The organism is uncultured Holdemanella sp. (assembly GCF_934754935.1).
Classification (GTDB): Bacteria; Bacillota_I; Bacilli_A; order Erysipelotrichales; family Erysipelotrichaceae; genus Holdemanella.
Window position 1 is genome coordinate 1 of sequence record NZ_CAKVJB010000020.1, and the last position, 24650, is coordinate 24650.

The window sequence follows — 24650 nt, forward strand, 5'->3', positions numbered from 1 at the left end:
AGAAAATTTGACATAAAAAAAGCGCTACATAAGCGACATTTGGAATATTTACGATTTTACAACTGTCGAACTACCGTTTCACGGCGACAATAGTTGGGCTTGCACCTGCGAAGATAGCTAGCTGCCGGGTCTTTTTTTATACTTTTAAGGACTTTTGTCCGCTTTTTTTTTATACGCTTCAAGGGTATAATATACATATGCAAAAATTATTAAAATATTGTAAATCCAAACCTATATATATCATATTAGCCTTATTATTACAGATGATCACATTGTTTGTTCTAATGAGTTATTTTAGTCAACGCTTCTTCATAGTGAACTTTATTCTAATCGCATTTAGTTTATGTGTTTCATTACATATTATCAATCGTGATTCGGATTCAAGTTCAAAATTATTATGGGTCTTGTTGATTATGGCATTTCCGATTTTTGGTGGAGTTGTCTATTTATTGATTGGCAATCGTAAGATTCCTAAAGCTTTAATGATCAAAGATAGACAAGCGTATTCGGATTATAAGAAATATGCGCTTCAAAATGTTGAAATCCTAGAACACCTACATGAAGATGATTATGTATTAGATAAGATGATCTCTATGGCTTGGTCTAATGGATATTTTCCTGTATATGAAAATTGTTCAGTTCAATATTTTCCTTCTGGCGAAGAACAATATCAAGCATTTATTGAAGAATTGATCAAAGCGAAAGACTTTATCTTTATTGAATTTTTTATCATCAATAAAGGTGTCATGTGGAATACGATCTTACAGATCCTTCTAGATAAGGCAAGCATGGGAGTTGATGTTCGTGTTATTTATGATGATATGGGATCATTAACCTATTTACCTAGAGACTATGCGAAATGGTTAAATGATCGTGGTATTAAAACACATGTATTTAACCCTTTGCGCCCTCAACTCGCAATGCAGATGAATAATCGAGATCATAGAAAAATCTTGGTCATTGATGGCAAGGTTGCCTTTACGGGTGGTTGTAATATATCGGATGAGTATATCAATACGAAAAAACGCTTTGGACATTGGAAAGATATGGGATGTTTGATCAAAGGACCTGGTGTAGAAATGTTTACCATTTCTTTTCTACAGATATGGAACTATCAAGCGAGTGAATATACTTCTTATTCTCGTTTTATTCAAGATCGAGCTTGTTTTTCTAAATTGAAAGAAAAAGGGTTCATTATTCCATTTTCGGATTCTCCAACGGATCAAAATAATACAGGACTTCATATGCATTTAAATATGCTTGGATGTGCCAAAGATTATTTCTGGATATCTACACCCTATTTAATTTTGGATGCTGAAATGATCTCATCATTAAAACTTGCGGTATCTAATGGTGTAGATGTACGTATTGTAGTTCCTGGTATTCCCGATAAAAAGATGGTGTATCAAGTCACAAAAGCTAACTTTGATGTGTTGATCAAGGCTGGCGTTAAAATCTATGAATATACACCGGGTTTTATCCATGGTAAAGTATGTATTATCGATGATTCAAGTGCTGTGGTTGGAACCGTGAATATGGATTTTAGATCATATTATCAGCATTATGAATGTGGTGTGTGGATGCATGAAGTCAATTGTTTGAAAGATATAAAAAATGACTTTGAAGAAATATTCAAAGTCTCACATGAAGTTTCATTAGAAGAGTGTATAAACACCAATCCAATTGTAAAAATTTATCGAAATGTATTAAAGGTATTTAGTCCTATTCTATAGGATCAAATACCTTTTGTGTTTTATTTATGAATCATTTTTTCGGGTTGAACATACAAATCAAATTCATCGCTAGTCAAATAACCCAATTCTAAAATGGCTTCTTTTAAAGTTAAATTATTTTTGAACGCATATTGACTTGCATGACCTGCTTTTTCATAGCCAATGACTGGATTTAAACAAGTCACCAACATTAATGAATTATGTAAGTTTTTATCCATAGTTTCTTTGTTGGCTTTTAATCCATCTAAACAATGAATTGTGAAAGAGTGGATTGCATCACTTAATAATTGAATGCTCTGATCCATGTTGTAGGCAATTAATGGCATAAATACATTCAATTCGAAGTTTCCTTGACTTGCACCAATGCCAATAGCTGCATCATTTCCCATGACTTGTACGGCAACCATTGTCAAGGCTTCACATTGTGTAGGATTCACTTTTCCTGGCATGATACTTGATCCTGGTTCATTGCTTGGAATATCAATTTCATGAATGCCACTTCTTGGACCGCTCGCAAGCCATCTTACATCATTGGCAATCTTCATGCAGTTGGCCGCAAGACCTTTTAGAGCACCACTCGTATAGACCATGGCATCTTTACTTGTTAGGGCATGGAATTTATTTGAATCTGGAATAAAGGGTAGCTTTGTTTTTTCAGAAATGATTTTTGTGACGATTTCATCAAAACCTTCTGGACAATTGATTCCAGTACCTACTGCTGTTGCACCACAAGCGAGTTCATAAACATATTTTAAACTGTCTACAATTTGAGCTTTACTATGCTCAATCATAGAACGGTATCCACTTAATTCTTGTGAAAAATATAATGGTGTCGCATCTTGAAGATGGGTTCTACCAATCTTGATAATACCTTCATTTTCTTCTTCTAATTTTTTGATTTGGTTAATCATTTCATCTAATTGAGGAAGAAGTTCTGTATTGATTTTTTGTGCCACCATGATATGTAAAGCAGCTGGGAAAGTATCGTTTGAACTTTGAGATGCGTTTACGGTGTCATTAGGATGAAGAATGTTTTCTTTTGCGTATTCATTTCCTAACATCGAAATGACTTCATTGGCATTCATATTGGTTTGTGTACCAGAACCTGTTTGCCAAACATGCAAAGGAAATTGATCTAAGTATTGTCCGTCTTCTATATTTTGACATACATGGACAATGGCTTCACATTGTTTTTCACTGATTTTATTGAAATGAAGGTTGGCTTTGGCACAAGCTTCTTTCAAAATCGCAAAACTATGAATTAAAGATTTTGGCATTAATTCTTGTCCAATCTTAAAATTCTCTAAACTTCTTTGAGTTTGTGATTTCCAATATTTATCGGCTTCGACTTTGATTTGGCCTAAGCAATCTTCTTCTATACGATATGTACTCATTTTGTTCACCTCTATGCAGTAGTTTAACATTTTTTTAAAAAATTGTCTTTATACATGTTACAATATAGTCGTAACTTAAGGAAATGAGGAGTGCTACATATGCGAATGAAAGAGCCATATGAGGCTTATTTAGATGATTATAATTGTTTGGATGTTTATATGTCCAAAAATTTTTTTGGTGGAAAAAGCCGAATCTTCCACATGAAGGATACAAAGAACCGTATTATCCCTTTGACAATACAGTCACAATCCGATTTATATAATGGATTTACCCATTATGCACTATCTTTAAATGGAAATTTAGAGATTGGCCAAGAATATACAGTCTATGATGAACATTGTAAGACTTGTGTTGCCAAATATTCTCATATTGTCAAAACAGAGCGTTTTGCGAAAGAGTTTAAGTATGAAAAAGATGATTTGGGTGTGATATATACACCTGAAAAAACTACTTTTAAAGTATGGGCACCAACAGCCTTAGCCGTCAATGTTGGATATGTCTTGAATGGTAAGAAGATCGTTGAATCGATGACTCGAGAAGATAAAGGAGTTTTTTCACTTACTATCAATAAAGATCTAAATGGAGTACATTATTCTTATTTAGTTCGAGTCAATGGTGAATATAAAGGGGTAACAGATCCATATACTTGTTTTAGTGGTCCGAATGCACAATATAGTGTCATTATGGATCCTAAAAGTTTAAAGCTTCCCGAAAAAATCAAATTGAAACCTATGGATAGTGAATGTGATGCGATCATATATGAAGCAAGCATTCGTGATATGACAAGTCAAACTGGAATTGGTGTATCGCATCCTAAAAAGTTTGCGGGTTTTACGGAAGAAAATGAAGTCACAAAGGCCCATAATACAGGCTTTAGTTATTTAAAATCATTGGGTATTACGCATGTACAATTGATGCCTGTGTTTGACTTTGGCAGTGTTGATGAAGTATATCCAAATATCTTCTATAACTGGGGATATGATCCGGTGCAATATCGTTGTTTAGAAGGGGCTTATTCATTAGATCCATCTAATGCGAAATTAAGAATTGAAGAATTTGCGAAACTAGTACATGATTGTCATAAAGCAGGAATTCGTGTCAATTTAGATTTGGTGTTTAATCATGTGTATGTTAAAGAAAACTTTGCGTTAGAAAACATGGTTCCCGATTATTATTTCTTAATGAATCGTGAGGGTGAATTCTCAAATGGTAGTTTTTGTGGAAATGATATTGATACCCAGCCTTATATGGCACGTAAATACTTTATAGAAACATGTAAAAAAATTATTGAATTGTATGATGTGGATGGATTCCGTTTTGATTTGATGGGAATTCTAGATTATAACTTGATGAATGAAATTAGTGAAGAGTGTAAAAAAGTAAAACCTGATTTTATGATTTATGGTGAAGGTTGGAATATGCCAAGCTTTGTAGCTGAAGAGATTCGTGCTTCACAATTGAATCAAGCTAAGATGCCACATGTAGGTCATTTCTCGGATCGTTTCCGTGAAGTGGTTCGTGGATCAAATGATGAACTTTCACGTAAAGGATTTGCGTCAGGTCAAGCGGATTTGATCTATCAGGTCAAATGTTGCATGGGAGCAAGTTGTTTAGATCATGTGTTTGATAGTCCTACAAAAGTAGTCAACTATGTAGAGTGTCATGACAATCATACTTTATGGGATAAAAACCGTGTTTGTTGCCACGGGGAGAGTCGTGATTTAAGGGAGAAGCGTCAAATTCTTGCGAATGCGATGGTATTACTTGCGCAAGGAATTCCATTTATTCATTGTGGACAGGAGTTTGGGCGTACTAAACAAAATTTAGGCAACACATATAATCGTTCGGATAACTATAATCGTGTGGATTATCAAAGAAGAGATCATCATATTGAAATTGTGGAGCGTACAAAAGAATTGATTGAAATTCGTAAAGCACATCCTTGTTTTAGATTGAGTACAACTGAAGAAATTGAAGCAGGTGTTCAATTTGATACGATATATGATCAGGTCTTAGTATATTCTTGTCAAAAAGATACAGATCATTGTGTAGCTTTCTTCAATCCTACAAATATTCCATATGATTATCACTTGGATCAGCAGGCTCGAATCTTGTTTGACAATGGCAGCAGCAATCCTTTAGATACGTTTGATATTCATATTGCCGCATTTAGTGTTGTCGTTTGTCAAATTGGCTTGACGGCTTAGAACTCAAAACATATAATATAGTTTAAATTGAGAAGGAGATATAAAATGGCAAAATTTTTTGAAGAACCATCTAGAACGTTCAGTGAGTATTTATTGATTCCTGGTTACACAGGTCCGGATTGTACACCGGATAAGGTGAGTTTGAAAACGCCTTTAGTTAAATTCAAAAAAGGTGAAGAACCTGCACTTTCTTTAAATATTCCAATGGTAAGTGCTGTAATGCAGGCTGTTAGTGGTGAAGAAATGGCTTGTGCACTTGCACGTGAGGGTGGAGTAAGTTTTATTTACGGTAGTCAAACAATTGAGTCTCAAGCCGCTATGGTTCGAAAAGTAAAATCGACTAAGGCTGGATTTGTTGGCAGCGATTCAAATATTAGCCCTGAAGCAACATTAGAGGATGTGATTGCGCTTCGTAAAAAAACGGGACATTCAACAATGGCTGTTACTGACAATGGTCAAGCTGATGGAAAATTAGTAGGTATCGTAACAAGTCGTGATTATCGCGAAAGTCGTATGGATCATTCGATTCAAGTAAAAGAATTCATGACTCCATTTGAAAAATTGATCGTTGGAAACGAAGATATTACATTATCAGAAGCAAACGATTTGATCTGGGAACACAAATTAAATCAATTGCCTATTGTTGATCAAGAACAACATTTAAAGGCTTTTGTGTTTAGAAAAGACTATGAATCACACAAAGACAATCCAAATGAATTATTGGATGAAAATAAGCGTTATGTCGTTGGTGCTGGTATCAATACACGTGACTATGCGACTCGTGTACCTGCATTAGTTGAAGCTGGAGTTGATGTTTTATGTATTGATTCAAGTGAAGGATATTCAGCATGGCAAGCTGAAACAATCAAATGGATTCGTGAACAATATGGTGATAGCGTAAAAGTTGGTGCTGGTAACGTGGTTGATGGAGATGGTTTCCGTTTCTTAGCCGATGCGGGTGCAGACTTTATTAAGATTGGAATCGGTGGAGGTTCTATCTGTATTACACGTGAACAAAAAGGTATTGGACGTGGACAAGCTACAGCTACAATTGATGTCGCAAAAGCTCGTGATGCCTATTTTGAAGAAACTGGTGTTTATATTCCAATTTGTTCAGATGGTGGTATCGTACATGATTATCACATTACATTGGCATTGGCATTTGGAGCAGACTTCGTTATGTTAGGTCGTTACTTTGCGCGTTTCAAAGAAGCTCCAAATAAAATTGTAAGTGTGAATGGAAACTATATGAAAGAGTACTGGGGTGAAGGTAGTGCTCGTGCTCGTAACTGGCAAAGATATGATGTTGGTGGAGACAAAAAAATGTCATTCGTTGAAGGTGTTGATTCATATGTTCCTTATGCAGGAAGCTTAAGAGACAATGTTGGACTATCTCTTTCTAAGATTCGTCATACAATGTGTAACTGTGGATGTTTGACAATCCCTGAACTTCAAAAAGATGCAAAGGTTACTTTAGTATCTAGTACAAGTATTGTCGAAGGTGGAGCTCACGACGTTGTTGTTCGTGATGAACATTTCGACGCAAAACCACAATAATCTCAAAAGGACTTCGGTCCTTTTTTTCTATATGAAAATCGCTTATAATACCTATATGGAAAAACAAAATGATTTATTGATGGATTCAAGTATTCTATATCGAAGTACACAAAAATATTATGATAAAATGCTTCAGGATTTAAATTTAAGCTATGCCCAACTGCCTATTTTAATTGAAATCTATGAGAATGAAGGGATTTCTTTGCAGCAAATTGTGCAGGTTGGAGGCTACGATAAGGGAACTGTGACTAAAAATGTTCAAAAGCTGAACACTTTGGGATACGTTTCCATTTTAACAAGCGCAAAAGATAAGCGTGCTAAAGAATTATATACAACGGCACTTACTAAAAAACATATTTCTGAAATTTATGGAATTCGAAGAGATTGGTGGCATCATATTACGCAAGATCTAAATGCGGATGAAATAGAAGTTTTCTCAAAGTTTTATCAAACGTTATCCAATCATGCGCGAAGTTATGCGGATCTAGAGCAGACAAATCTTCAATTTTATAAATTAAAAAAATTATCCTTATCCGACTTTGATCCTTATTTAAGTTGTTCGTTATATACGGGTGGATGTAATTTAAAGTGTCCATATTGTCATTCAAAAGATTTGGTGTATTTAAAGGAAAATATGTATCCGATTGTCAATGAAAAGATCAATGAATATTTAAAGAGTCATCATAAAGATTTAGAGGGAATCTATATTTCGGGTGGTGAACCCTTGATGCATGAGGGAATCCTTTCTTTTTTACAATATGCCAAGTCACTAGACTATAAAATCAAGCTTCATACCAATGGTATGTTCTATGATCGTTTAAAACGAATCTTAAAAGATGGACTGGTTGATTATGTGAGTTTAGATATAAAAAATGCGCCGAGTGCCTATGCGAAAACGTGTGGTGTGGATGATGTGGATCTAAAGGATATTGAAAAGTCATTGAATGAATTAAAAACATCTTCTTTCGATTATGATATTTGTATCACATTGGTCGATGAATTTCATAATGAAAAGACGATGGATGAATTAGGTCAATGGATTCAAGGTGTGGATCATGTTGTATTACAGCCTTTTAAAGATTGTTCTACAACGATTGATCATTCTTTGCGCAGTCCTAGTTTTGATCAGATTTTAAAATATAAAACAATATTAGAACAATATGTCAAACATGTAGAGATATGGGGGAACTAGTATGATAGAAGTCGAAAAAAGGGATGGATCGATAGTCAATTTTGATTCATCAAAAATCTTTTCTGCGATCTCAAAAGCCTTTGATTCTTTACATATGGAAAAAGATGATGCGATCATCAATTTATTGGTGTTACGGGCTACGGCAGATTTTCAAGCGAAGATCAAAGAAAATCGAATCAGTGTTGAAATGATTCAGGATAGTGTTGAAAAAACGTTGTCAGAATCGGGGTATTATCTGGTTGCGAAAACATATATTTTGTATCGTAAACAAAGGGAAAATGTACGTAAGATCCAATCGACAGCCAATGAATATATTCATTTAGTGAATTCGTATTTGCATAATAATGTGCCTTTAGAAGATGAAAACTCACTCGCTACATATTCTGTGGGTGGTTTGATTCTTTCAAATTCAGGAATGATCACATCGAATTATTGGTTAAGTGAAGTGTATGATGCACAAATCACCAATGCCCATAAAAATGGTGATCTATATATTCATAATATTCATATGTTGACGGGGTGTAGTGCTGGATGGTCTTTAGAAGATTTGATCTTGCGTGGCCTTCCTTCTGTGAATAAAATGATCTCCTCTTTACCTGCTAAACATTTGGGTACATTATGTAATCAAATGGTGAATTTTTTGGGTATTATGCAAAATGAGTGGGCAAGTGCACAATCTTTAGCGCATTTTGATACGTTATTAGTGCCTTTTATCCATAAGGATCAATTATCAAAAAAGATGGTGTATGATTGTCTAGAAAGCTTTATTTATGGGATAAACATCCCTTCTAGATGGGGAACGCAAGCTCCATTTAGTCAGATTACTTTGGATTGGAATATTCCAAAAGAATTTTTAAACAGAAAGGCAATCGTAGCAGGGCGTGAAGAAGATTTTACATATTCAGATTGTCAAGCCGAAATGAGAATCTTGCATGATGCATTATTTGAAGTCTTGAATAAAGGCGATATATCGGGGCGTGGTTTTCAATTTCCAATAGTTGCCCTTTATTTACATTCAAACTTTGATTGGATGCATGAAGAAGAATTGTTTAAGGCTTGCGCGAAATATGGAACGCCTTATTTTTTAACACAAGAAAAGCAGGATGTAGAGGGGTATTTTGGATATAAACCTTTGTGTGGCAGTATGGGAATTGTCACTTTGAATCTAGTTCGATTGGCTTATTTATCAAGTTCTAAAGAAGATTTCTTTAAGCGTTTAGATAGCTTGAGTGATGTGGCTATACGTTCATTTAAAGTGAAAAGACAAGTCTTGAATCAATTGTTAGAGGCAGGACTATATCCTTATACAAAAGCTTATATATCCGATTTTAATAATTACTATGGAACATTAGGTGTTGTGGGCATGAATGAGGCTTGTATCAATGCGAAATGGCTGCAGAAAGATTTGATGGATGTGCATGCGCAAAACTTTGCACAAGAGATATTGAATTTTTTAAATCAAAAAATTTCAAGCCAAGCACAAAAGCTAAATCTAGAGGCAACGCCTGCTGAAAGTGTATGTACGCATTTTGCGAAAATCGATCAAGAGAAGTATCCAGAAATTCAAAGTCATGGCTATTATACGAATTCAACGCATTTAGATGTTGCCAGTACGGATGATGTATTTGAGGCTTTGCGTATGCAACAAAAAGTACAAACTCTTTATAGTGGGGCTACTTCTTTTCCGGTTTTTATTGATCATGGGATTGAAAATTGGAAAATGGCTGCGCTACTAGTAAAAACAATTTATGAAAACTACAACATACCTGTCTTTACAATTACGCCAACGTATTCGGTTTGCGAAGATCATGGGTATGTGTCTGGAAAACAAGATGTTTGTCCAATCTGTCAAAAACCATTAGAAATCTATTCAAGAGTATCGGGTTATTATCGTAATCTTGAGGATTGGAATGAGGGTAAACAAAAAGAGTTTTCAAGAAGAAAGACATATTCGATTTAAGGAGGGATACGATGAGAGAAACAATTGGATTTATTGGGGCTGGAAACATGGGTGGTGCCATGATTGAAGGGATTGCCAAAAATAAATTATTTAATACGATTTGGGTGTGTGATCATCACCAGGAAAATTTGGATCGTTTACATGAAAAGTATGGTGTTAAAACGTCTTTAGATGAAAAAACGGTAGCACAAAATAGTGATGTATTGGTTTTGAGTGTGAAGCCTAAACATTATCCTAAATTGATTGAAACAATCAAAGAGAGTGTAAAAAGTGATGTGATTATTGTCGATATTGCGGCAGGGGTAACTATTTTGGATGTTAAGAAATATTTTGGCAAGGATGTAAAGGTTATTAAGGCTATGCCAAATACGCCAGCTTTAGTTCTTCAAGCTATGAGTGCTATTTCGTTTGATGATTTAGTGACTGAAGAAGATAAGAATTGTATCACATCTATTTTTAATAGTTTTGGAAAATGTGAAGTGGTTGATGAAACTATGATGGATGCCGTAACGAGTGTGAGTGGTTCAAGTCCTGCTTATGTATTTATGTTTATTGAAGCTATGGCCGATGCAGCTGTAGCCCAAGGACTACCTCGAAAACAAGCGTATACATTTGCCGCGCAAGCCGTTTTAGGAAGTGCTCAGATGGTATTAGAGACAGGTATGCATCCGGGTGCATTAAAAGATATGGTATGTTCGCCTGGTGGTACAACGATCGATGCGGTGTGCGAACTTGAAAGAACAGGATTTAGAGCAAGTGTAGAATCGGCAATGCGTGCTTGTGGTGAAAAATCAAAGAAAATGACGGAGGGAAAATAAGTATGAAAAATATTTGTATCGGATTATTTGAGGGAGAAGCATTACCTGAAAGTTTAGCGGCTTTTAAAGATGTGAAATTGGATTTAGAATTTGGCAAGATCACAACGATTCATACATTAAATCAATTGGATTGTGAAAAAATCGTAGTCGTTGGTTTGGGTGATGGTAAAAAGAATATCAAGGAAGCTTTTAGTAAAGTTGATGCGGATGATTATTTAGTATATGTTAATGAAAATACGGCGTATGCGGCTGGTTTTGGACTTGTATATGGTGCGTATAGTTATAAAGAGACAAAGGTGTATGACTTAGAAAGTGATGGATATACGGCTGAATTTGAAAAGGGTAAAACAGTTGCTTCCATTGTGAATCATGCGCGTGAACTAAGTGATATGCCGGCTAACTTTTTAACACCGGATCATTTGGTGGATGAGGCCAAGGTGGTTAGTGAAAAGTATGGTATGGAAATTGAAATTTTAAATCAAGAAGATTTAGACCAACTTGGTGCTGGTGCACTTTTAGCGGTGAACCAAGGTTCAGACAGGCCTTGTTTTATGGTTGTGATTCGTTATGATGGTGGAAAAGAAGAAGAGGATTATACGGCACTTGTTGGTAAGGGTCTTACTTATGATGCAGGTGGCTACAATATCAAATCGAACATGCATGGTATGAAGTACGATATGTGTGGAGCTGCCAATATGCTTTGTGCTTTAGAATTATTGGCAGAATTAAAAGTGGAAAAGAATATTGTGTGTGTTTTACCTATCACAGAGAATAAAATCAATGGACATGGCTTTGTCGATGGGGATGTGATCACAAGTTTAAGTGGTAAGACGATTGAAGTCACAAATACGGATGCAGAAGGAAGATTGATTTTGGCAGATGCCTTGACAATGGCGCAAAAATTAGGGGCTACTCGTGTTATTGATATGGCAACTTTAACAGGGGCTTGTGTTCGTGCTTTAGGAAGTACATATACGGGAATCTTTAGTAATGATGATAGTTTCTATTTGCCTTTCTTAGGCGCTTCAAAAGCTACAAAGGAACAGATTTGGCGTTTGCCTGTGGATGAGTATTTCCATTCGGAATTAAAGTGTTCTAAGGTAGCGGATATTGTCAATTCAAAGACTTTGGGTGGAAATGCAAGTTTAGCAGCAGCATTCTTGGAAGAATTTATTGAAGAAGGAACAAAGTGGATCCACTTGGATATTGCGGGAACAAGCGATAAGGATGAAGTGGCTACGGGTGTCATGATTGAGACAATTGTTCATTTCTTTGAAAATGAATGTAAATAAATGAAAACGTATTGAAATAAATCACAGAACGTGGTATCATCATACGTGTTTAGAAAAGAGGACAAATTAATGGAAGTACAATTTGTAGAAAGTAAAAACTTAAAAGAAAAACCAACCGGAGCTTTAGGTTTTGGTAAATACTACACAGACTATATGTTTGTGATGGATTGGGATGCTGGTCAAGAATGGCATGATGCAAGAGTCGTACCTTATGGACCATTAGAATTTGATCCAGCAAGCATGGTATTGCACTATGCACAAGAAACATTTGAAGGTTTAAAGGCGTATCGTACTAAGGATGGTAAGGTTCAATTGTTTAGACCTGAAATGAATGCGAAGCGTTTTGCGAACTCAAATAAACGTTTGAGTATGCCAACTTTACCTGTGGATATGTTTGTGGATGCAGTAAAGACAATCGTTAAATATTCTGAAGACTGGATTCCAACTGGAGAAGGAGAATCTTTATATATTCGTCCATTCATGTTTGCGACAGAAGCTGCGATTGGTGTACATGCAGCTAGTCATTATAAATTCATGATTATTTGTTCACCTGTTGGTGCTTATTATGCCGAAGGTGTTAACCCAGTTAAGATTTATGTTGAAGATGAATATGTTCGTGCTGCCAAAGGTGGTACAGGATTTACTAAGTGTGGTGGAAACTATGCAGGTAGTTTAGCTGCTCAAGTAAAGGCTGAAGAATTGGGTTATTCTCAAGTATTATGGTTGGATGGAGTTCACCGTAAATATATTGAAGAAGTTGGTTCTATGAACGTTATGTTTGAAATTGATAATAAGATTGTGACAGCTCCATGTGAAGGTACAGTACTTCCTGGTGTTACTCGTGATTCGATTTTACATATCTTAAAGGATTGGGGATATGAAATTGAAGAAAGACATTTAGCTGTTGATGAATTGATGGAAGCTGGTCACAATGGTAAACTTCAAGAAGCTTGGGGAACTGGTACTGCAGCCGTAATTAGTCCAATTGGAGAATTGTACTATAAAGGTGATGTTGTGACTGTTTCTGATTTTAAAACAGGTGAATTAACACAAAAACTATATGATACTTTAACAGGTATTCAATGGGGAACGATTGAAGATCCTTATGGATGGACTGTTGTAGTCGATTAATTTGATGAAGGTGTACGTTGTACATCTTCTTTTTTGTTTAAAATTTAAAATTTCTTTAACTGAATGCTTACATATTCATGATATAAATGATTCAGAAAGAAGGATGCTTATGAAAGGAATATGGTTGATTGTAGTAGGAAATATATTGTTTTTGGCTTCGGCAATATTTGATGGAAGTACTAGAAGTGATTTTAGTGATTTTTCAAGTGGTGTATTGATTGGATTATCACTAGGATGTAACTTAATTGGGATTATCTTGGCCGCAAAAGAGATTAAATCAAATGAAAAAGTATAGAGTATCCTTGTCGATTTGGTTCGTATTTGAGATGGTTGCCCTTTCTTTGTATATATCCACAAAGAACTTGTTTTATTTATTTAACTTTACATATATTGGGACTTGTGTTGGAGTCGGTACAAGCTTAATGTCGTCTAATAATAAGTATGCAAGAAATTTTGTGTAGAGGTATATATGTTACGAAAGGTGACGTGTGATAATGCGAGTTTGCAGTAAAACTTAACTCTAATTTTGCATCTTAACATAAAAAGAGTTGAAATACAGAAAAAGAGTTAAGATTGGCGGTGAACAAACGAAGTATCTCAATAAAGTTCTTGGAATGGAAGTTACTTATGGGTATGTGGAGGAAGATAGATGGTTCATGGTAGTGAATAAAAAAATAGAGATTGCTCTCTATTCTTGTTCGTATTTGTTTAGGGTATATTCTGTATGCATCTTATAGATGATGCATTGAATGACATTATCCATTAATTCTTGTTCGGGATTGGTGTTTTCAAATGTGATCGTATTGCGGTTGTTTTTGAAAACATCATTTAAGGAGTCTTCAAATCGAGATATAAATAAGTCATAGGCTTGTTCAATCGTTGAATCTTTCATATTTGTATAAATATGAAGTAAAGATGTGATTTGTTGCATGGAATAGCATCTTTTTAAGATGGTTAAAACTAAAAAGTAAGCTAAATGACTTTTTGTATAATGTTTTTTTACTGGAGGATGAACAATACCTGTTTTGACATAATTGTTGATCATAGATTTGGTGATGAATTTTTCATCGTTAAAATATGTATCTTTTAATTTGTCGTTGATATAAGTGATAACTTGGTCCATATAGAGTTCGATTTCAGGTAAGTCGTTCCATCTTGGAAATGTATAATTTTTCATAATCATAGTGTAACATAAAATGAATTCTTACACAATCTAGAAATTAATACTAGATGTATTGACTTATTGTTATATCTATATTATTGTTTATCTAAAGAGAGGTAAAAAAAGAATGATTCATATTATTTCTGATTCATCGACTTTGTATTCGATTGAGTCGGCAAAGAAAAAAGGGTTGTCGATTGTTCCTTTGAATATTACTGTTGATTCACAAACATATCGAGATTTTGAGGATATCACGAGTACACAATTATTAACGATGATTGAAGAGCACAAGATTCCTAAAACATCACAGCCAAGTCTTGGAGAAAAAATTGATTTATATAATGAATTTACCAAAGATGGGGATGAAGTCATTGATATCGCCATGGCTTCTGGATTGAGTGGAACGTATCAAACGGCTATGATGGCGAAAAATTCTTGTGACAATCCAGATTTAGTTCATGTAGTAGATACACAAACATTATGTGGACCACATCGTTTAATGGTGGATACGGCTTTAGAGATGGCTGAAAATGGGGCAACAGCTAAAGACATCGTAATGATGATCGTACAAAGTCGTATGCAGGAAGAGTCTTATCTTGTTCCTGTAGATTTTCAATTCTTAGTTCGTGGTGGAAGAATCAAAGGGTTAGCAGCTACTTTGGGTGGCGCATTAAAATTAATTCCAATTTTGAAAAAAGGCGTAGACGGCATAGGCTTAGATAAGTTTGGTGTAAGCCGCACTTATAAAAAAGCTGTCAATATGGTGGTTGAAGATTTTAAAAATAATGGTTTTGATTCCAATTATACATTCTACATTTCACATGCCTTTAATGAAGAATTGGCGATGATGTTTGAAAAGAAGATCAATGAAACTTTTGAAGGTGCAAAAGTTGTGATTTATCCTTTATCACCTGCATTTATTACGCAGGGTGGTCCTGGATGTGTTGCAGTACAGGCAATTAAAATGGCTTAAGGAATTTTCCTTAAGCCATGTTTTTTTTTCTTTTTTTAATCTTTACCTACTTTAGAACACCATCTGACCAAAATAAGCCACAAAACTCATTGCGATAATAAAAGCTACACCATAAGGTAAGATCATGGATAATAATTTAGAATCTTGTCCTTGTCCATCTACACTGCTTAATGCGATTGCGATAGATTGTGGTGACAACATTTTACCAGCCGCGACACCAAGTGAGTTTAATGCGACGATCCAATATGGATTGGCATCTAAACTTTGTGCAGCACTTTCTTGTACAGCACCAAATAATACACCTGAACTTGTTCCTGAACCCGTTACAAATGTTCCTAGACATCCAATCCATGGAGCAAAGAATGGATAGAAACTTCCAGTTACAGCTATCGCAAACGATGCGATCGAAGCAATCATACCTGCATAGCCCATGATTTTCGCACATCCAAGTACACATAGCATTGTGATAATGGTTTGTGACATTTGTTTAAGTGTGGCGATAAATACCACTTTAAAATCTCTAAATGTAGCTTTTTGAATCAATCCACCCAAAATTGCCGATAAGAAGATCCATACACCTGGTGTGTTGATCCAAGTAAATGTCATTGTGCTTGGATTTTCTCCTGTATAAACAATAGCTGTTGATGCGAACTTTGATAAGAATGTATTGACTGGAGCTATTAATTTTGAAGTCGATAATAAGAAGATAAAGATAAAGATAAATGGAGACCAAGCTGTTAATGCTTTTTTAACAGTGATTTTTTCTGCTGCCTCTAACTTCATTTCATATTCAGGATTTGGCTTTACTTTTGAACCGAATAGAATTGTACATAATAATGAACATACACTTCCAACGACAACACTAAGTTCAGCACCTACAAATTTAGCAACGATCATTTGTGGAATTAGAAAACTAAGTCCAGATACCAAAGTTACAGCTGTAACTCCTTTTAATGCCTTCACGCCTTTTCCCGTTGCCATGACGATCAAGAATGGACATAGCAACATAAATGGTGCCAATTGAAGTGTTTGTGTAAATGCCAATTGGGTATTTTCAAGTCCAACTAGATTTGCCAAAGTAACGGTTGGAATACCAATCGATCCAAATGGAGTTGGAACACCATTGGCAATCAGGCAGACTAAGCATGAGAATAAAGGTTCAAAACCTAAAGCTACAAGCATACTTGCAGGAATGGCAATGGCAGTACCAAAACCAGCCATACCTTCCATAAATCCTCCAAAACACCATGCGACTAATAAAACTAAGATTCGTTTATCACTTGAAACACTGGTAATCATTTGTTTGATGATTTCCATACCGCGTGTACGTAGTGACAAATTATATGTAAATACAGCTGCGATAATGACTACAATAATGGGCCATAGTGCCATTAAGAAACCTTCACAAGCAGCACTCATTGTATTTAGAAAACTTTGTTGCCAAATCGCAATGGATAAGAGTGCGGAAATAATTAAAGAACCAAAGGCAGCTTTATATGTGGGCCATCCAAGTACGGTTAGCGCAAATATCAGCCACAAAATGGGACAAAGTCCCAAAATAAAATATAGAAAACTCATATCATCTCTCCCTTATGTGTGTTGATTATATCAAAGTGAGATAGATTGTCAAAAGAAAAACGCTAAAAATAGGCGTGTAAGCGTAATCAAACAACAAATGATGGTAAAAAATGTGGTTATTTTTTGACTAACTAAGGGATTAAAAAAATTAATACATTTTTTGATAATGTTGTGGCCTTTTTGAGTGGAATGATGTATTATAGTGGTACAAAGTAGCATATTGTGTCATAGAGTGGGGGTGAAGACACATGTTCATGGGGGAATACGCGCATAACATAGATCGTAAGGGGCGATTGATTATGCCAGCTAAGTTTCGTGAGGAACTAGGTGAACATGTTGTCGTAAACCGAGGACTTGATGGATGCCTGTATGTATATACGGTAGAGCAATGGCAGCAAGTGTATCAAAAGCTATCAACTTTGCCTTCGACAAATAAAGACGCACGTATGTATCAGCGTATGATGTTGTCAAAAGCAGCAGAATGTGAAATGGATAGTCAGGGTCGAATTTTAATTCCATCCTCTTTAATCGCCTTGGCTTCTCTTGAAAAAGAATGTTTGATTATAGGTGTAGCGAACCATTTGGAAATTTGGTCTAAAGAACGCTGGGAAGCTTTAGAAGAAGAGCAGAGTGCATCTTTTGAAGAAGCGGCCGAACACTTATCGGAAATTATGGGGTAGTAATGAATGGAACATATTAGTGTATTATTGAATGAATCGATTGACATGCTACAAATAAAAGAAGATGGGATCTATGTGGATTGCACACTGGGTCGAGGGGGACATAGTAGTGAAATCTTAAAACGTTTAACAAGTGGACATTTATATGCGTTTGATTGTGATCAAAATGCGATTGATGAAAGTATGCCACGTTTAAAGGCAATTGGAGATCATTTTACTTTGATTCATTCTCCTTTTGAAAATTTAAAGAGTGAGTTAGCAAAGCGTGGTATCAATTTTGTAGATGGTATATTTATGGATTTGGGTGTATCAAGTCCGCAATTCGATGATGGCCAAAGGGGGTTTAGCTATCGTTCGAATGCACGCTTAGATATGCGTATGGATCAATCCCAAGAATTAGATGCCTATATTGTAGTGAATACGTATGATAAAGAAGATTTGATTCGTATTTTAAAGCGTTATGGCGAAGAGCCTTTTGCGGTTAAGATAGCCAATAAGATCTGTAGTGCTAGAGAAAACGCACCAATCGAAACGACATTTGAATTGGTGGATGTGATTAAATCAGCGCTTCCAGCTGCTGTTTTAAGAAAAAAGGGGCATCCAGCGAAACAAACGTTTCAGGCGATTCGTATTGAAGTAAATCATGAATTAGAACAATTAGAGACTGTATTGCATGATGGATTAACGATGTTGAAGCCACATGGAAGAATGGCAGTCATCACATTCCATTCTTTAGAGGATCGAATTGTGAAAGAGATTTTTAAAGAGGTGGCCGTTGCCAAAAAGGTGAATAAGAGGCTGCCACAAGTGGGGACAGAAAATTTAGAATATCAATTGGTAAATCGAAAACCGGTTTTAGCAAGTAGTGAAGAATTAGAAATGAATAATAGGGCGCATAGCGCAAAATTAAGAGGGATAGAGAAGAAAGGATGATGCATATGCAAAGAAAGTTTAATTTAACAGGTGCACTTGTTTTAACTTTATTTGTGTTGTCATTGGTCTTCTACTTCGCATCAAAAACATATGTAAGTTCAATGAATCTTTCGCTTTCGGTTCAAGAGAGTGAGTTAGCAAATGAAATTGCGCAGAAAGAACAATCTGTAGAAGAGCTCCAAAATGAAGTCAATACGTTACAGGAAAAGGGTCGATTGTTAGGAATGCTTGACAATGAAGTCTCTGATAATGAAAATAATATATATGTAATAAATGACTAGATGGAGTGGTGATGTATAATGTCGGTTCGAAAAAGTAATAATGAACTTTTTAAAATGATTTTACGAATGACACTTATTGGAACATTAGTGGTAGCTAATGTTCTTTTCACTATGGTTACACATAGGCATTTATGGTCGCAAAAAGATGTATTGGATAAACGTATCGCATCGAGTATTGTCGAAAAGACGGTTACCGCAAAAAGAGGTACGATTTATGATCGTAATCATACTGTTATTACGCAACAAACAACTGCCTATACGATCGTCGCCTATTTAGATTCGGGAGTTGTAGATGCCGATGGAAATCCAAATTATGTCAAGAATATTGCGTCTACGGCTAAAAAGTTAAAGTCTGTTTTAGGGGATGAAGTCAATGAAAAGACGTTGATCAAAATTATGAAGTCGGCTAAAAAGTCGGGTAAATCGCAAACAGAATTGGGTGCGGGTACGAAGCGTATTAAAAAGAGTGTCATGAAAGAAATCAAAAAATTAGAAATTCCGGGAATTGGCTTTATTGATGCGGTATCTCGTTATTATCCAACAACGCCATATTCTTCCAATCTAGTTGGGTTTGCGGCTTATGATGAGGATACACAATCAATCGAAGGAAAGATGGGTCTAGAGCTATCTTTAAATGAATTGTTGAAAGGAAAGAATGGTTCAGAACAATATCAACAGACGGTGGATGGTTCTAAGCTTCCGGGAACTACAAAAGTTATCGAACAAGCTAAAAATGGAAAAGATGTTGTGCTGACATTGGATTCTGGATTACAGTCAACTGTGGAAGCTCAATTGCAGGCTACCATGGAAAATGAGAATGCCAAATCGGCATGGTGCATTGTGATGGAAGTAGAAACGGGTAAAGTCTTGGCTTGGGCAAGCTATCCTACTTTTGATCAGAATGAACATAAAGAAATTCCTAGCTATCAAGATGCGATTTCTACAAGTACGTATGAGCCGGGTTCAGTAATGAAGCCATTTACGTATGCGATTGCGATGGATACAAATGTATATCCTTATAATCAAACTTTTCAATCTTATCAATTTTGGTACAACTACGATCCAAATACCGCAAAGATTTCTCGTGTGGCCATTGGTACAGAGACACCATATCCATATATTGCGGATGCGTTGGATGAAGATTTTGGTACGATCACCTTTGATCAAGGTTTGGCTTTTTCAAGTAATGTGGGTATTTGTGAGTTATTAGCCAATTATGTCAATTATAGTCAGTATTGTGATTATTTAGATAAGTTTGGGTTCTTTCAAAAGGTAAATACGCCTTATGTAGCGCAATCTTTGGGCGTGAAGAATGTGGGGCTTCCAACCGATTATTTGTCGACTGGATTTGGTCAGGCAAGTTCAATTACGGTTTTACAATTGTGCCAAGCCTATACGTCTATATTTAATGATGGAACTATGATGCGTCCATATGTCATTGATTCGATTGTGGATAGTGATACGAGACAAACGGTAAAGAAGTATAAGAAAAAGGCTGTGGGTACGCCCATTTCGTCTCAAACCGCAAAAGAAGTGCAGGAATTGATGTCGCATGTAACGGATGAAGGGGCGAGTGGTCATCGTTTTAAAATGGATGGTATTGACTTATTGATGAAAACGGGAACGGCACAAATCTATAATGAAAATTTAGGTAAATATGATCCGGATTATCATACTTCCAGTGTCATGGCGGCAGCTCCTGCAGATGATCCAAAGGTCATGGTGTATTATGGCTTGGTTTCTACCAATATTACTTCATATTCGGCAGAACCATTTAAAAAGATCATGCGTGATACATTGCAGATATATGGTGTTTCTACAACACCTACAACCGATACCCAAGATACGTATGAGAAGTGGGAGAGTTATTCAATGCCAAGTTTAGTCAATCATACGATTGATTATGCGCATGAGAAGATGAAAGATAAAAAAGTGCATTTTGAAGTGATTGGTGATGGTACAAGTGTCGTGGGTCAATATCCAGATTCCAATATCACAATCAATTCAAATGATCGTGTTTTTGTGTTGACAAATGGTAGTAAGATCACAATGCCCAATATGACGGGTTGGACGCGTAAGGATATTACGGTGTTCTGGCAGTTGACGGGTATTGGCATAAAGACGAGTGGTTATGGTAAGGTAACAAGTCAAAATGTAGAAGAGGGTACAACGATTTCTACGGATACAAAAATTGAGGTGAATTTAGAGTAAAAGAGCGAAAGCTCTTTTTTTTCGGTATACAAAATGAAATGGATTTTGTTTTCAAGTTGACAAATGTCATTCGGGTTGGGTAAAATTAATGTTGAGTGAAAGAGGAGAGAGTAAAAATGAATGATTCACAAAAAATGAAGTGGTACACACTTGCGTTTATGTGCTTTTCCACACTTTGGGGATTTGGAAACGTTCTAAACGGATTTATGTACTTCAACGGAATTCAAGTTATCTTTTCTTGGATTTTGATGTTTGCGCTTTACTTCGTACCTTATGCATTAATGGTAGGTGAGTTAGGTTCAGCATTCAAAAATTCAGGTGGAGGTGTAAGTTCTTGGATTCACGAAACAACTGGTCCTAAGGCTGCATACTATGCAGGTTGGACTTATTGGGCATGTCACATTACGTACATTGCTTCAAAGGGTTCTGGTGGTTTAAAAGCATTAAGCTGGATGATCTTCCAAAACTCAGAAACTTATGCATCTTTTAACACAAAAGCGGTTCAGTTTGCGACATTGGCTGTATTATTACTATTCAGTTATGTAGCGAGTCGTGGTTTAAATCCATTGAAGAAAATGGCTACAATTGCTGGTTCTAGTATGTTCGTTATGAGTATTCTTTATATCGTAATGATGTTTGCAGCTCCAGCTATCAATCCAAATGGTGGATATTTAGCTATGGATTTCAGTTTCAAAAACTTGATTCCAACTTTTGACTGGAAATATTTCAGCTCATTGTCAATCTTAGTATTTGCGGTTGGTGGATGTGAAAAGATTTCACCTTATGTAAATAAAGTTGAAGATCCTTCTAGAGGATTCCCTAAGAGTATGATTTTTGCCGCTATCATGGTTATCATTTGTGCTATTTTTGGTACAATTGCGATGGGTATGATGTTTGATCCTGCTGTAATCGATGCGAACTTTGACTCATACAATGCGAATGGTTCTTATTGGGCATTCCAAAGATTAGGTGAATACTATGGTATGGGTAATGTATTGATGATCGTTTATGCAGCTTGTAACTGTATTGGACAATTCTCTACATTAGTAATTAGTATTGATGCTCCATTGCGAATGTTATTGGATAACGAAGATGCTCGTCAATATATTCCATCTAAGTTATTACGCAAAAATGATGCAGGTGCATATTCAAATGGTATCATCATGGTTGATATTCTTGCGGGTGCAATCATCTTAGCTCAGGCTTTAGTTCCAAATGCTGATACAGTACTTCGTCAGTTGACGCAGTTAAACTCAGTAACAATGCCAATGCGTTACTTATGGGTATTCTTCGCCTATGTTATGTTGCGTAAGAAAACAGATATTTTCCACCGTGACTATAAATTTGTGAATAATAACACAGTTGCGATTGTATTTGGTGCATGGTGCTTTGTATTAACAGCAGCTTGCTGCTTACTTGGTATGTATAAAGCGGGCGATATGTATACAACATTCTTAAATATTATCACTCCAGTTGTATTAACAGCTTTAGGTTTGATTTTACCAGCAATCAAGAAAAAAGAGGCAAAAAATTAATTTTGCCTTTTCTTCTTATTTGTGGATAATTATATATAGTCAAGGAGATGTTTTTATAATGAATACAGTAGAAATTTCAAATGAATTAATTCAATTTATTGAGTCAAGTCCAAGTATGTTTCATTCAATCAAAACGATTCGTACTTATTTAGAAGAAGATGGATTTACATATCTTCCTGAATCTAAAGCTTGGGATGTAAAAGCGGGTGGAAAATATTATACAATTCGTAACCACTCAAGTTTGATTGCGTTTAAGGTAGGTAAGGATCTTGAATCTTATCATTTCCAAATGTGTGCAAGTCACTCGGATTCTCCAACTTATAAAGTGAAGAATGTGCCAGAGCTTGAAGGACCAAAAGAATATTTGCGTCTAGATGTAGAGGCTTATGGTGGTATGATCGATAATACTTGGTTCGATCGTCCTTTAAGTGTTGCGGGTCGTGTACTTGTTCGTAATGGTTCTAAGATTGAATCTAAATTATTATATATCGATAAAGATATTTTGATGATTCCAAATGTGGCGATTCACTTTAATCGTGAAGTCAATAATGGTTATAAATATAATCGTCAAATCGATTTATGTCCAATGTTCTCTTGTGGTGCACTTAAAAAGGGTGCTTTTGACAAGATGGTTGCGGATGAATTAGGCGTTAAGGCAGAGGATATTTTAGGTAAAGACTTATTCTTAGTCAATCGTCAAAAAGGTTTAGTTTGGGGATTGGAAAATGAATTTGTTTCAAGTCCTAAATTGGATGACTTACAATGTGCATTCGTTTCATTGAAGGCTTTTATGGAAGCTGAAAATGAGAAGAGTGTTAATGTATATTGTTGTTTTGATAATGAAGAAGTGGGTTCAAACACAAAACAGGGTGCTATGTCTACTTTCTTAAAGGATGTATTGCACCGTATCAATAATGGTTTAGGTAAAACGGAAGAAGAGTATTATCAGGCTATCGCAAAAACTTTCTTGGTAAGTTGTGATAATGCGCATGCACTTCATCCAAATCATCCAGAAAAGACAGATGCCGTAAACTATGTCACAATGAATGGCGGTATTGTCATTAAGGAAAGTGCCAACCAGAAATATACAACGGATGCGTTTAGTCGTGCGTTATTTACTGGGGTTTGTCAAAATGTAAATGTGCCAGTACAAAGTTTTGCGAATCGTAGTGATAGTGTTGGTGGTTCTACTTTAGGTAACTTATCAAATACACAGGTAAGTATTCATGCGGTAGACTTTGGTTTAGCTCAGCTTGCGATGCACTCATGTTTTGAAACAGCAGGTGTTAAGGATACGGAATATGCGATTATCGCATTGAAGGAATTCTATGAAACAAATGTGCAGATCGATGAAGCTGAATCAGTATGTCTAGAGAAGTAATTGTTCAAAGAATAGAGAAGTCGGATTTGATTGATGCGAAAAAGGAATTGATGATTGAAATTGTCCAAAATAAGAAAGAGGATGATTTTGATAAGAAAATCGATCGTTTGTATCGTCAATTTTCTAAGAGTTCTTCGTTTAAAAAACATGCGGAAAAGATGGTTTGTCGGGATGATGAAAAGTTAAAGATTTGTAACATGATGCTTGTGATGAGTGTGACTTTGACTTTGTTCTTTTTAAAGGCTGTCTTGTTTTCGAGTTATGTTGTGAATTTTAGTATTGATGCGATCGTTGGTTGTCTAGCCTTCGTATTCTCATTTATTAATGTTCGTACAAAATATAGAACTTTAAGAAGATATGATTTAGTACGTGACTTTATCTATTTGGATGGTTTATCTTTACTTCTTTGTGTTTTGTTTAAGATGTTCTTTCCTGTACAGGTTGATTTTTCATTGATTATTTTATTGGTGGATTATTATTTGTGTAAGAAAAGATTTAAGGAAAAAGCATTTAAAATGTTGGAAGCAAATTAGCAAATTTAGGGGTATCACAATATGTGGTACTCCTTGTTTTTTCTCGTTTGATTTTAAAGACTAGCCTTCTATTTTTAATTCAATTATGGTATTATTGT

The 24650-nt window shown here is 35.6% G+C and carries 21 protein-coding genes; 18 read left to right on the forward strand and 3 right to left on the reverse strand.

Annotated features, from left to right (window positions below):
- Positions 1 to 197 precede the first annotated feature (197 nt).
- On the forward strand, positions 198 to 1733 hold the full coding sequence (gene cls / locus Q0E86_RS06500; RefSeq protein ID WP_295755522.1) for a cardiolipin synthase: 1536 nt from the start codon (positions 198 to 200) through the stop codon (positions 1731 to 1733).
- Between the two features lie 20 nt (positions 1734 to 1753).
- On the opposite strand, the gene fumC is transcribed toward cls, so the two are convergent.
- Positions 1754 to 3127, reverse strand: coding sequence for a class II fumarate hydratase (gene fumC / locus Q0E86_RS06505; RefSeq protein ID WP_295755523.1), 1374 nt, complete (start codon positions 3125 to 3127; stop codon positions 1754 to 1756).
- A 99-nt stretch (positions 3128 to 3226) separates the two neighbouring features.
- Between fumC and pulA the strand changes: the two genes are divergently transcribed.
- From pulA to Q0E86_RS06550, 9 genes are all read left to right on the forward strand, one after another.
- The gene (gene pulA, locus Q0E86_RS06510) at positions 3227 to 5335 is read left to right on the forward strand and encodes a type I pullulanase (RefSeq protein WP_295755525.1); all 2109 of its coding nucleotides are present in this window, start codon (positions 3227 to 3229) and stop codon (positions 5333 to 5335) included.
- Positions 5336 to 5380: 45 nt separating this feature from the next.
- The gene (locus tag Q0E86_RS06515; protein WP_295755527.1) at positions 5381 to 6892 is read left to right on the forward strand and encodes an IMP dehydrogenase; all 1512 of its coding nucleotides are present in this window, start codon (positions 5381 to 5383) and stop codon (positions 6890 to 6892) included.
- Positions 6893 to 6947: 55 nt separating this feature from the next.
- Positions 6948 to 8084 carry an anaerobic ribonucleoside-triphosphate reductase activating protein gene (locus tag Q0E86_RS06520; protein ID WP_288519435.1) on the forward strand — a complete coding sequence of 379 codons (1137 nt, stop codon included), beginning with the start codon at positions 6948 to 6950 and terminating at the stop codon, positions 8082 to 8084.
- A gap of 1 nt (position 8085) precedes the next feature.
- Positions 8086 to 10044 carry an anaerobic ribonucleoside-triphosphate reductase gene (gene nrdD, locus Q0E86_RS06525; protein WP_295755532.1) on the forward strand — a complete coding sequence of 653 codons (1959 nt, stop codon included), beginning with the start codon at positions 8086 to 8088 and terminating at the stop codon, positions 10042 to 10044.
- Between the two features lie 11 nt (positions 10045 to 10055).
- Positions 10056 to 10862, forward strand: coding sequence for a pyrroline-5-carboxylate reductase (gene proC / locus Q0E86_RS06530; RefSeq protein WP_295755534.1), 807 nt, complete (start codon positions 10056 to 10058; stop codon positions 10860 to 10862).
- A gap of 2 nt (positions 10863 to 10864) precedes the next feature.
- The gene (locus Q0E86_RS06535) at positions 10865 to 12154 is read left to right on the forward strand and encodes a leucyl aminopeptidase family protein (protein ID WP_295755537.1); all 1290 of its coding nucleotides are present in this window, start codon (positions 10865 to 10867) and stop codon (positions 12152 to 12154) included.
- A 69-nt stretch (positions 12155 to 12223) separates the two neighbouring features.
- Positions 12224 to 13285 carry a branched-chain amino acid aminotransferase gene (locus Q0E86_RS06540; RefSeq protein WP_270484396.1) on the forward strand — a complete coding sequence of 354 codons (1062 nt, stop codon included), beginning with the start codon at positions 12224 to 12226 and terminating at the stop codon, positions 13283 to 13285.
- Between the two features lie 109 nt (positions 13286 to 13394).
- Positions 13395 to 13580 carry a hypothetical protein gene (locus Q0E86_RS06545; RefSeq protein WP_295755539.1) on the forward strand — a complete coding sequence of 62 codons (186 nt, stop codon included), beginning with the start codon at positions 13395 to 13397 and terminating at the stop codon, positions 13578 to 13580.
- Positions 13567 to 13746: a hypothetical protein gene (locus tag Q0E86_RS06550; protein WP_295755541.1), complete on the forward strand. Its 180-nt coding sequence runs from the start codon at positions 13567 to 13569 to the stop codon at positions 13744 to 13746. The genes Q0E86_RS06545 and Q0E86_RS06550 overlap by 14 nt, the downstream gene beginning before the upstream one ends.
- Before the next feature lie 227 nt (positions 13747 to 13973).
- Here the strand turns inward: Q0E86_RS06550 and Q0E86_RS06555 are convergent, their stop codons facing one another.
- On the reverse strand, positions 13974 to 14462 hold the full coding sequence (locus Q0E86_RS06555) for a DUF1836 domain-containing protein (protein WP_295755543.1): 489 nt from the start codon (positions 14460 to 14462) through the stop codon (positions 13974 to 13976).
- 112 nt (positions 14463 to 14574) lie between these two features.
- Here Q0E86_RS06555 and Q0E86_RS06560 point away from each other — a divergent pair, with 112 nt between their 5' ends.
- Entirely contained in the window at positions 14575 to 15420 is an 846-nt protein-coding gene (locus tag Q0E86_RS06560; protein ID WP_295755544.1) for a DegV family protein, read from the forward strand.
- A 51-nt stretch (positions 15421 to 15471) separates the two neighbouring features.
- Here Q0E86_RS06560 and Q0E86_RS06565 read toward each other — a convergent pair whose 3' ends face one another.
- Positions 15472 to 16998, reverse strand: coding sequence for an L-lactate permease (locus tag Q0E86_RS06565; RefSeq protein ID WP_295755546.1), 1527 nt, complete (start codon positions 16996 to 16998; stop codon positions 15472 to 15474).
- Positions 16999 to 17246: 248 nt separating this feature from the next.
- On the opposite strand from Q0E86_RS06565, the gene mraZ reads away from it, so the two are divergent.
- The 7 genes from mraZ to Q0E86_RS06600 all read left to right on the forward strand — a co-directional run bounded on the left by mraZ (position 17247) and on the right by Q0E86_RS06600 (position 24552).
- Complete coding sequence (mraZ, locus tag Q0E86_RS06570; RefSeq protein ID WP_295755548.1) at positions 17247 to 17678, forward strand: division/cell wall cluster transcriptional repressor MraZ; 432 nt, start codon at positions 17247 to 17249, stop codon at positions 17676 to 17678.
- Positions 17679 to 17684: 6 nt separating this feature from the next.
- Positions 17685 to 18611: a 16S rRNA (cytosine(1402)-N(4))-methyltransferase RsmH gene (rsmH, locus tag Q0E86_RS06575; protein WP_295755550.1), complete on the forward strand. Its 927-nt coding sequence runs from the start codon at positions 17685 to 17687 to the stop codon at positions 18609 to 18611.
- Positions 18612 to 18616: 5 nt separating this feature from the next.
- Positions 18617 to 18892 (forward strand): hypothetical protein, encoded by a 276-nt coding sequence (locus Q0E86_RS06580; RefSeq protein ID WP_295755551.1) that lies wholly within the window; start codon positions 18617 to 18619, stop codon positions 18890 to 18892.
- 18 nt (positions 18893 to 18910) lie between these two features.
- Positions 18911 to 21103: a penicillin-binding protein gene (locus tag Q0E86_RS06585; RefSeq protein ID WP_295755553.1), complete on the forward strand. Its 2193-nt coding sequence runs from the start codon at positions 18911 to 18913 to the stop codon at positions 21101 to 21103.
- Positions 21104 to 21219: 116 nt separating this feature from the next.
- On the forward strand, positions 21220 to 22638 hold the full coding sequence (locus Q0E86_RS06590; protein ID WP_295755555.1) for an APC family permease: 1419 nt from the start codon (positions 21220 to 21222) through the stop codon (positions 22636 to 22638).
- 58 nt (positions 22639 to 22696) lie between these two features.
- A complete protein-coding gene (locus Q0E86_RS06595; RefSeq protein WP_295755557.1) occupies positions 22697 to 24019 on the forward strand; it encodes a M18 family aminopeptidase in 1323 nt (440 codons plus the stop codon).
- Positions 24004 to 24552 carry a hypothetical protein gene (locus Q0E86_RS06600; protein WP_295755559.1) on the forward strand — a complete coding sequence of 183 codons (549 nt, stop codon included), beginning with the start codon at positions 24004 to 24006 and terminating at the stop codon, positions 24550 to 24552. The genes Q0E86_RS06595 and Q0E86_RS06600 overlap by 16 nt, the downstream gene beginning before the upstream one ends.
- The last annotated feature ends 98 nt before the right edge of the window (positions 24553 to 24650 follow it).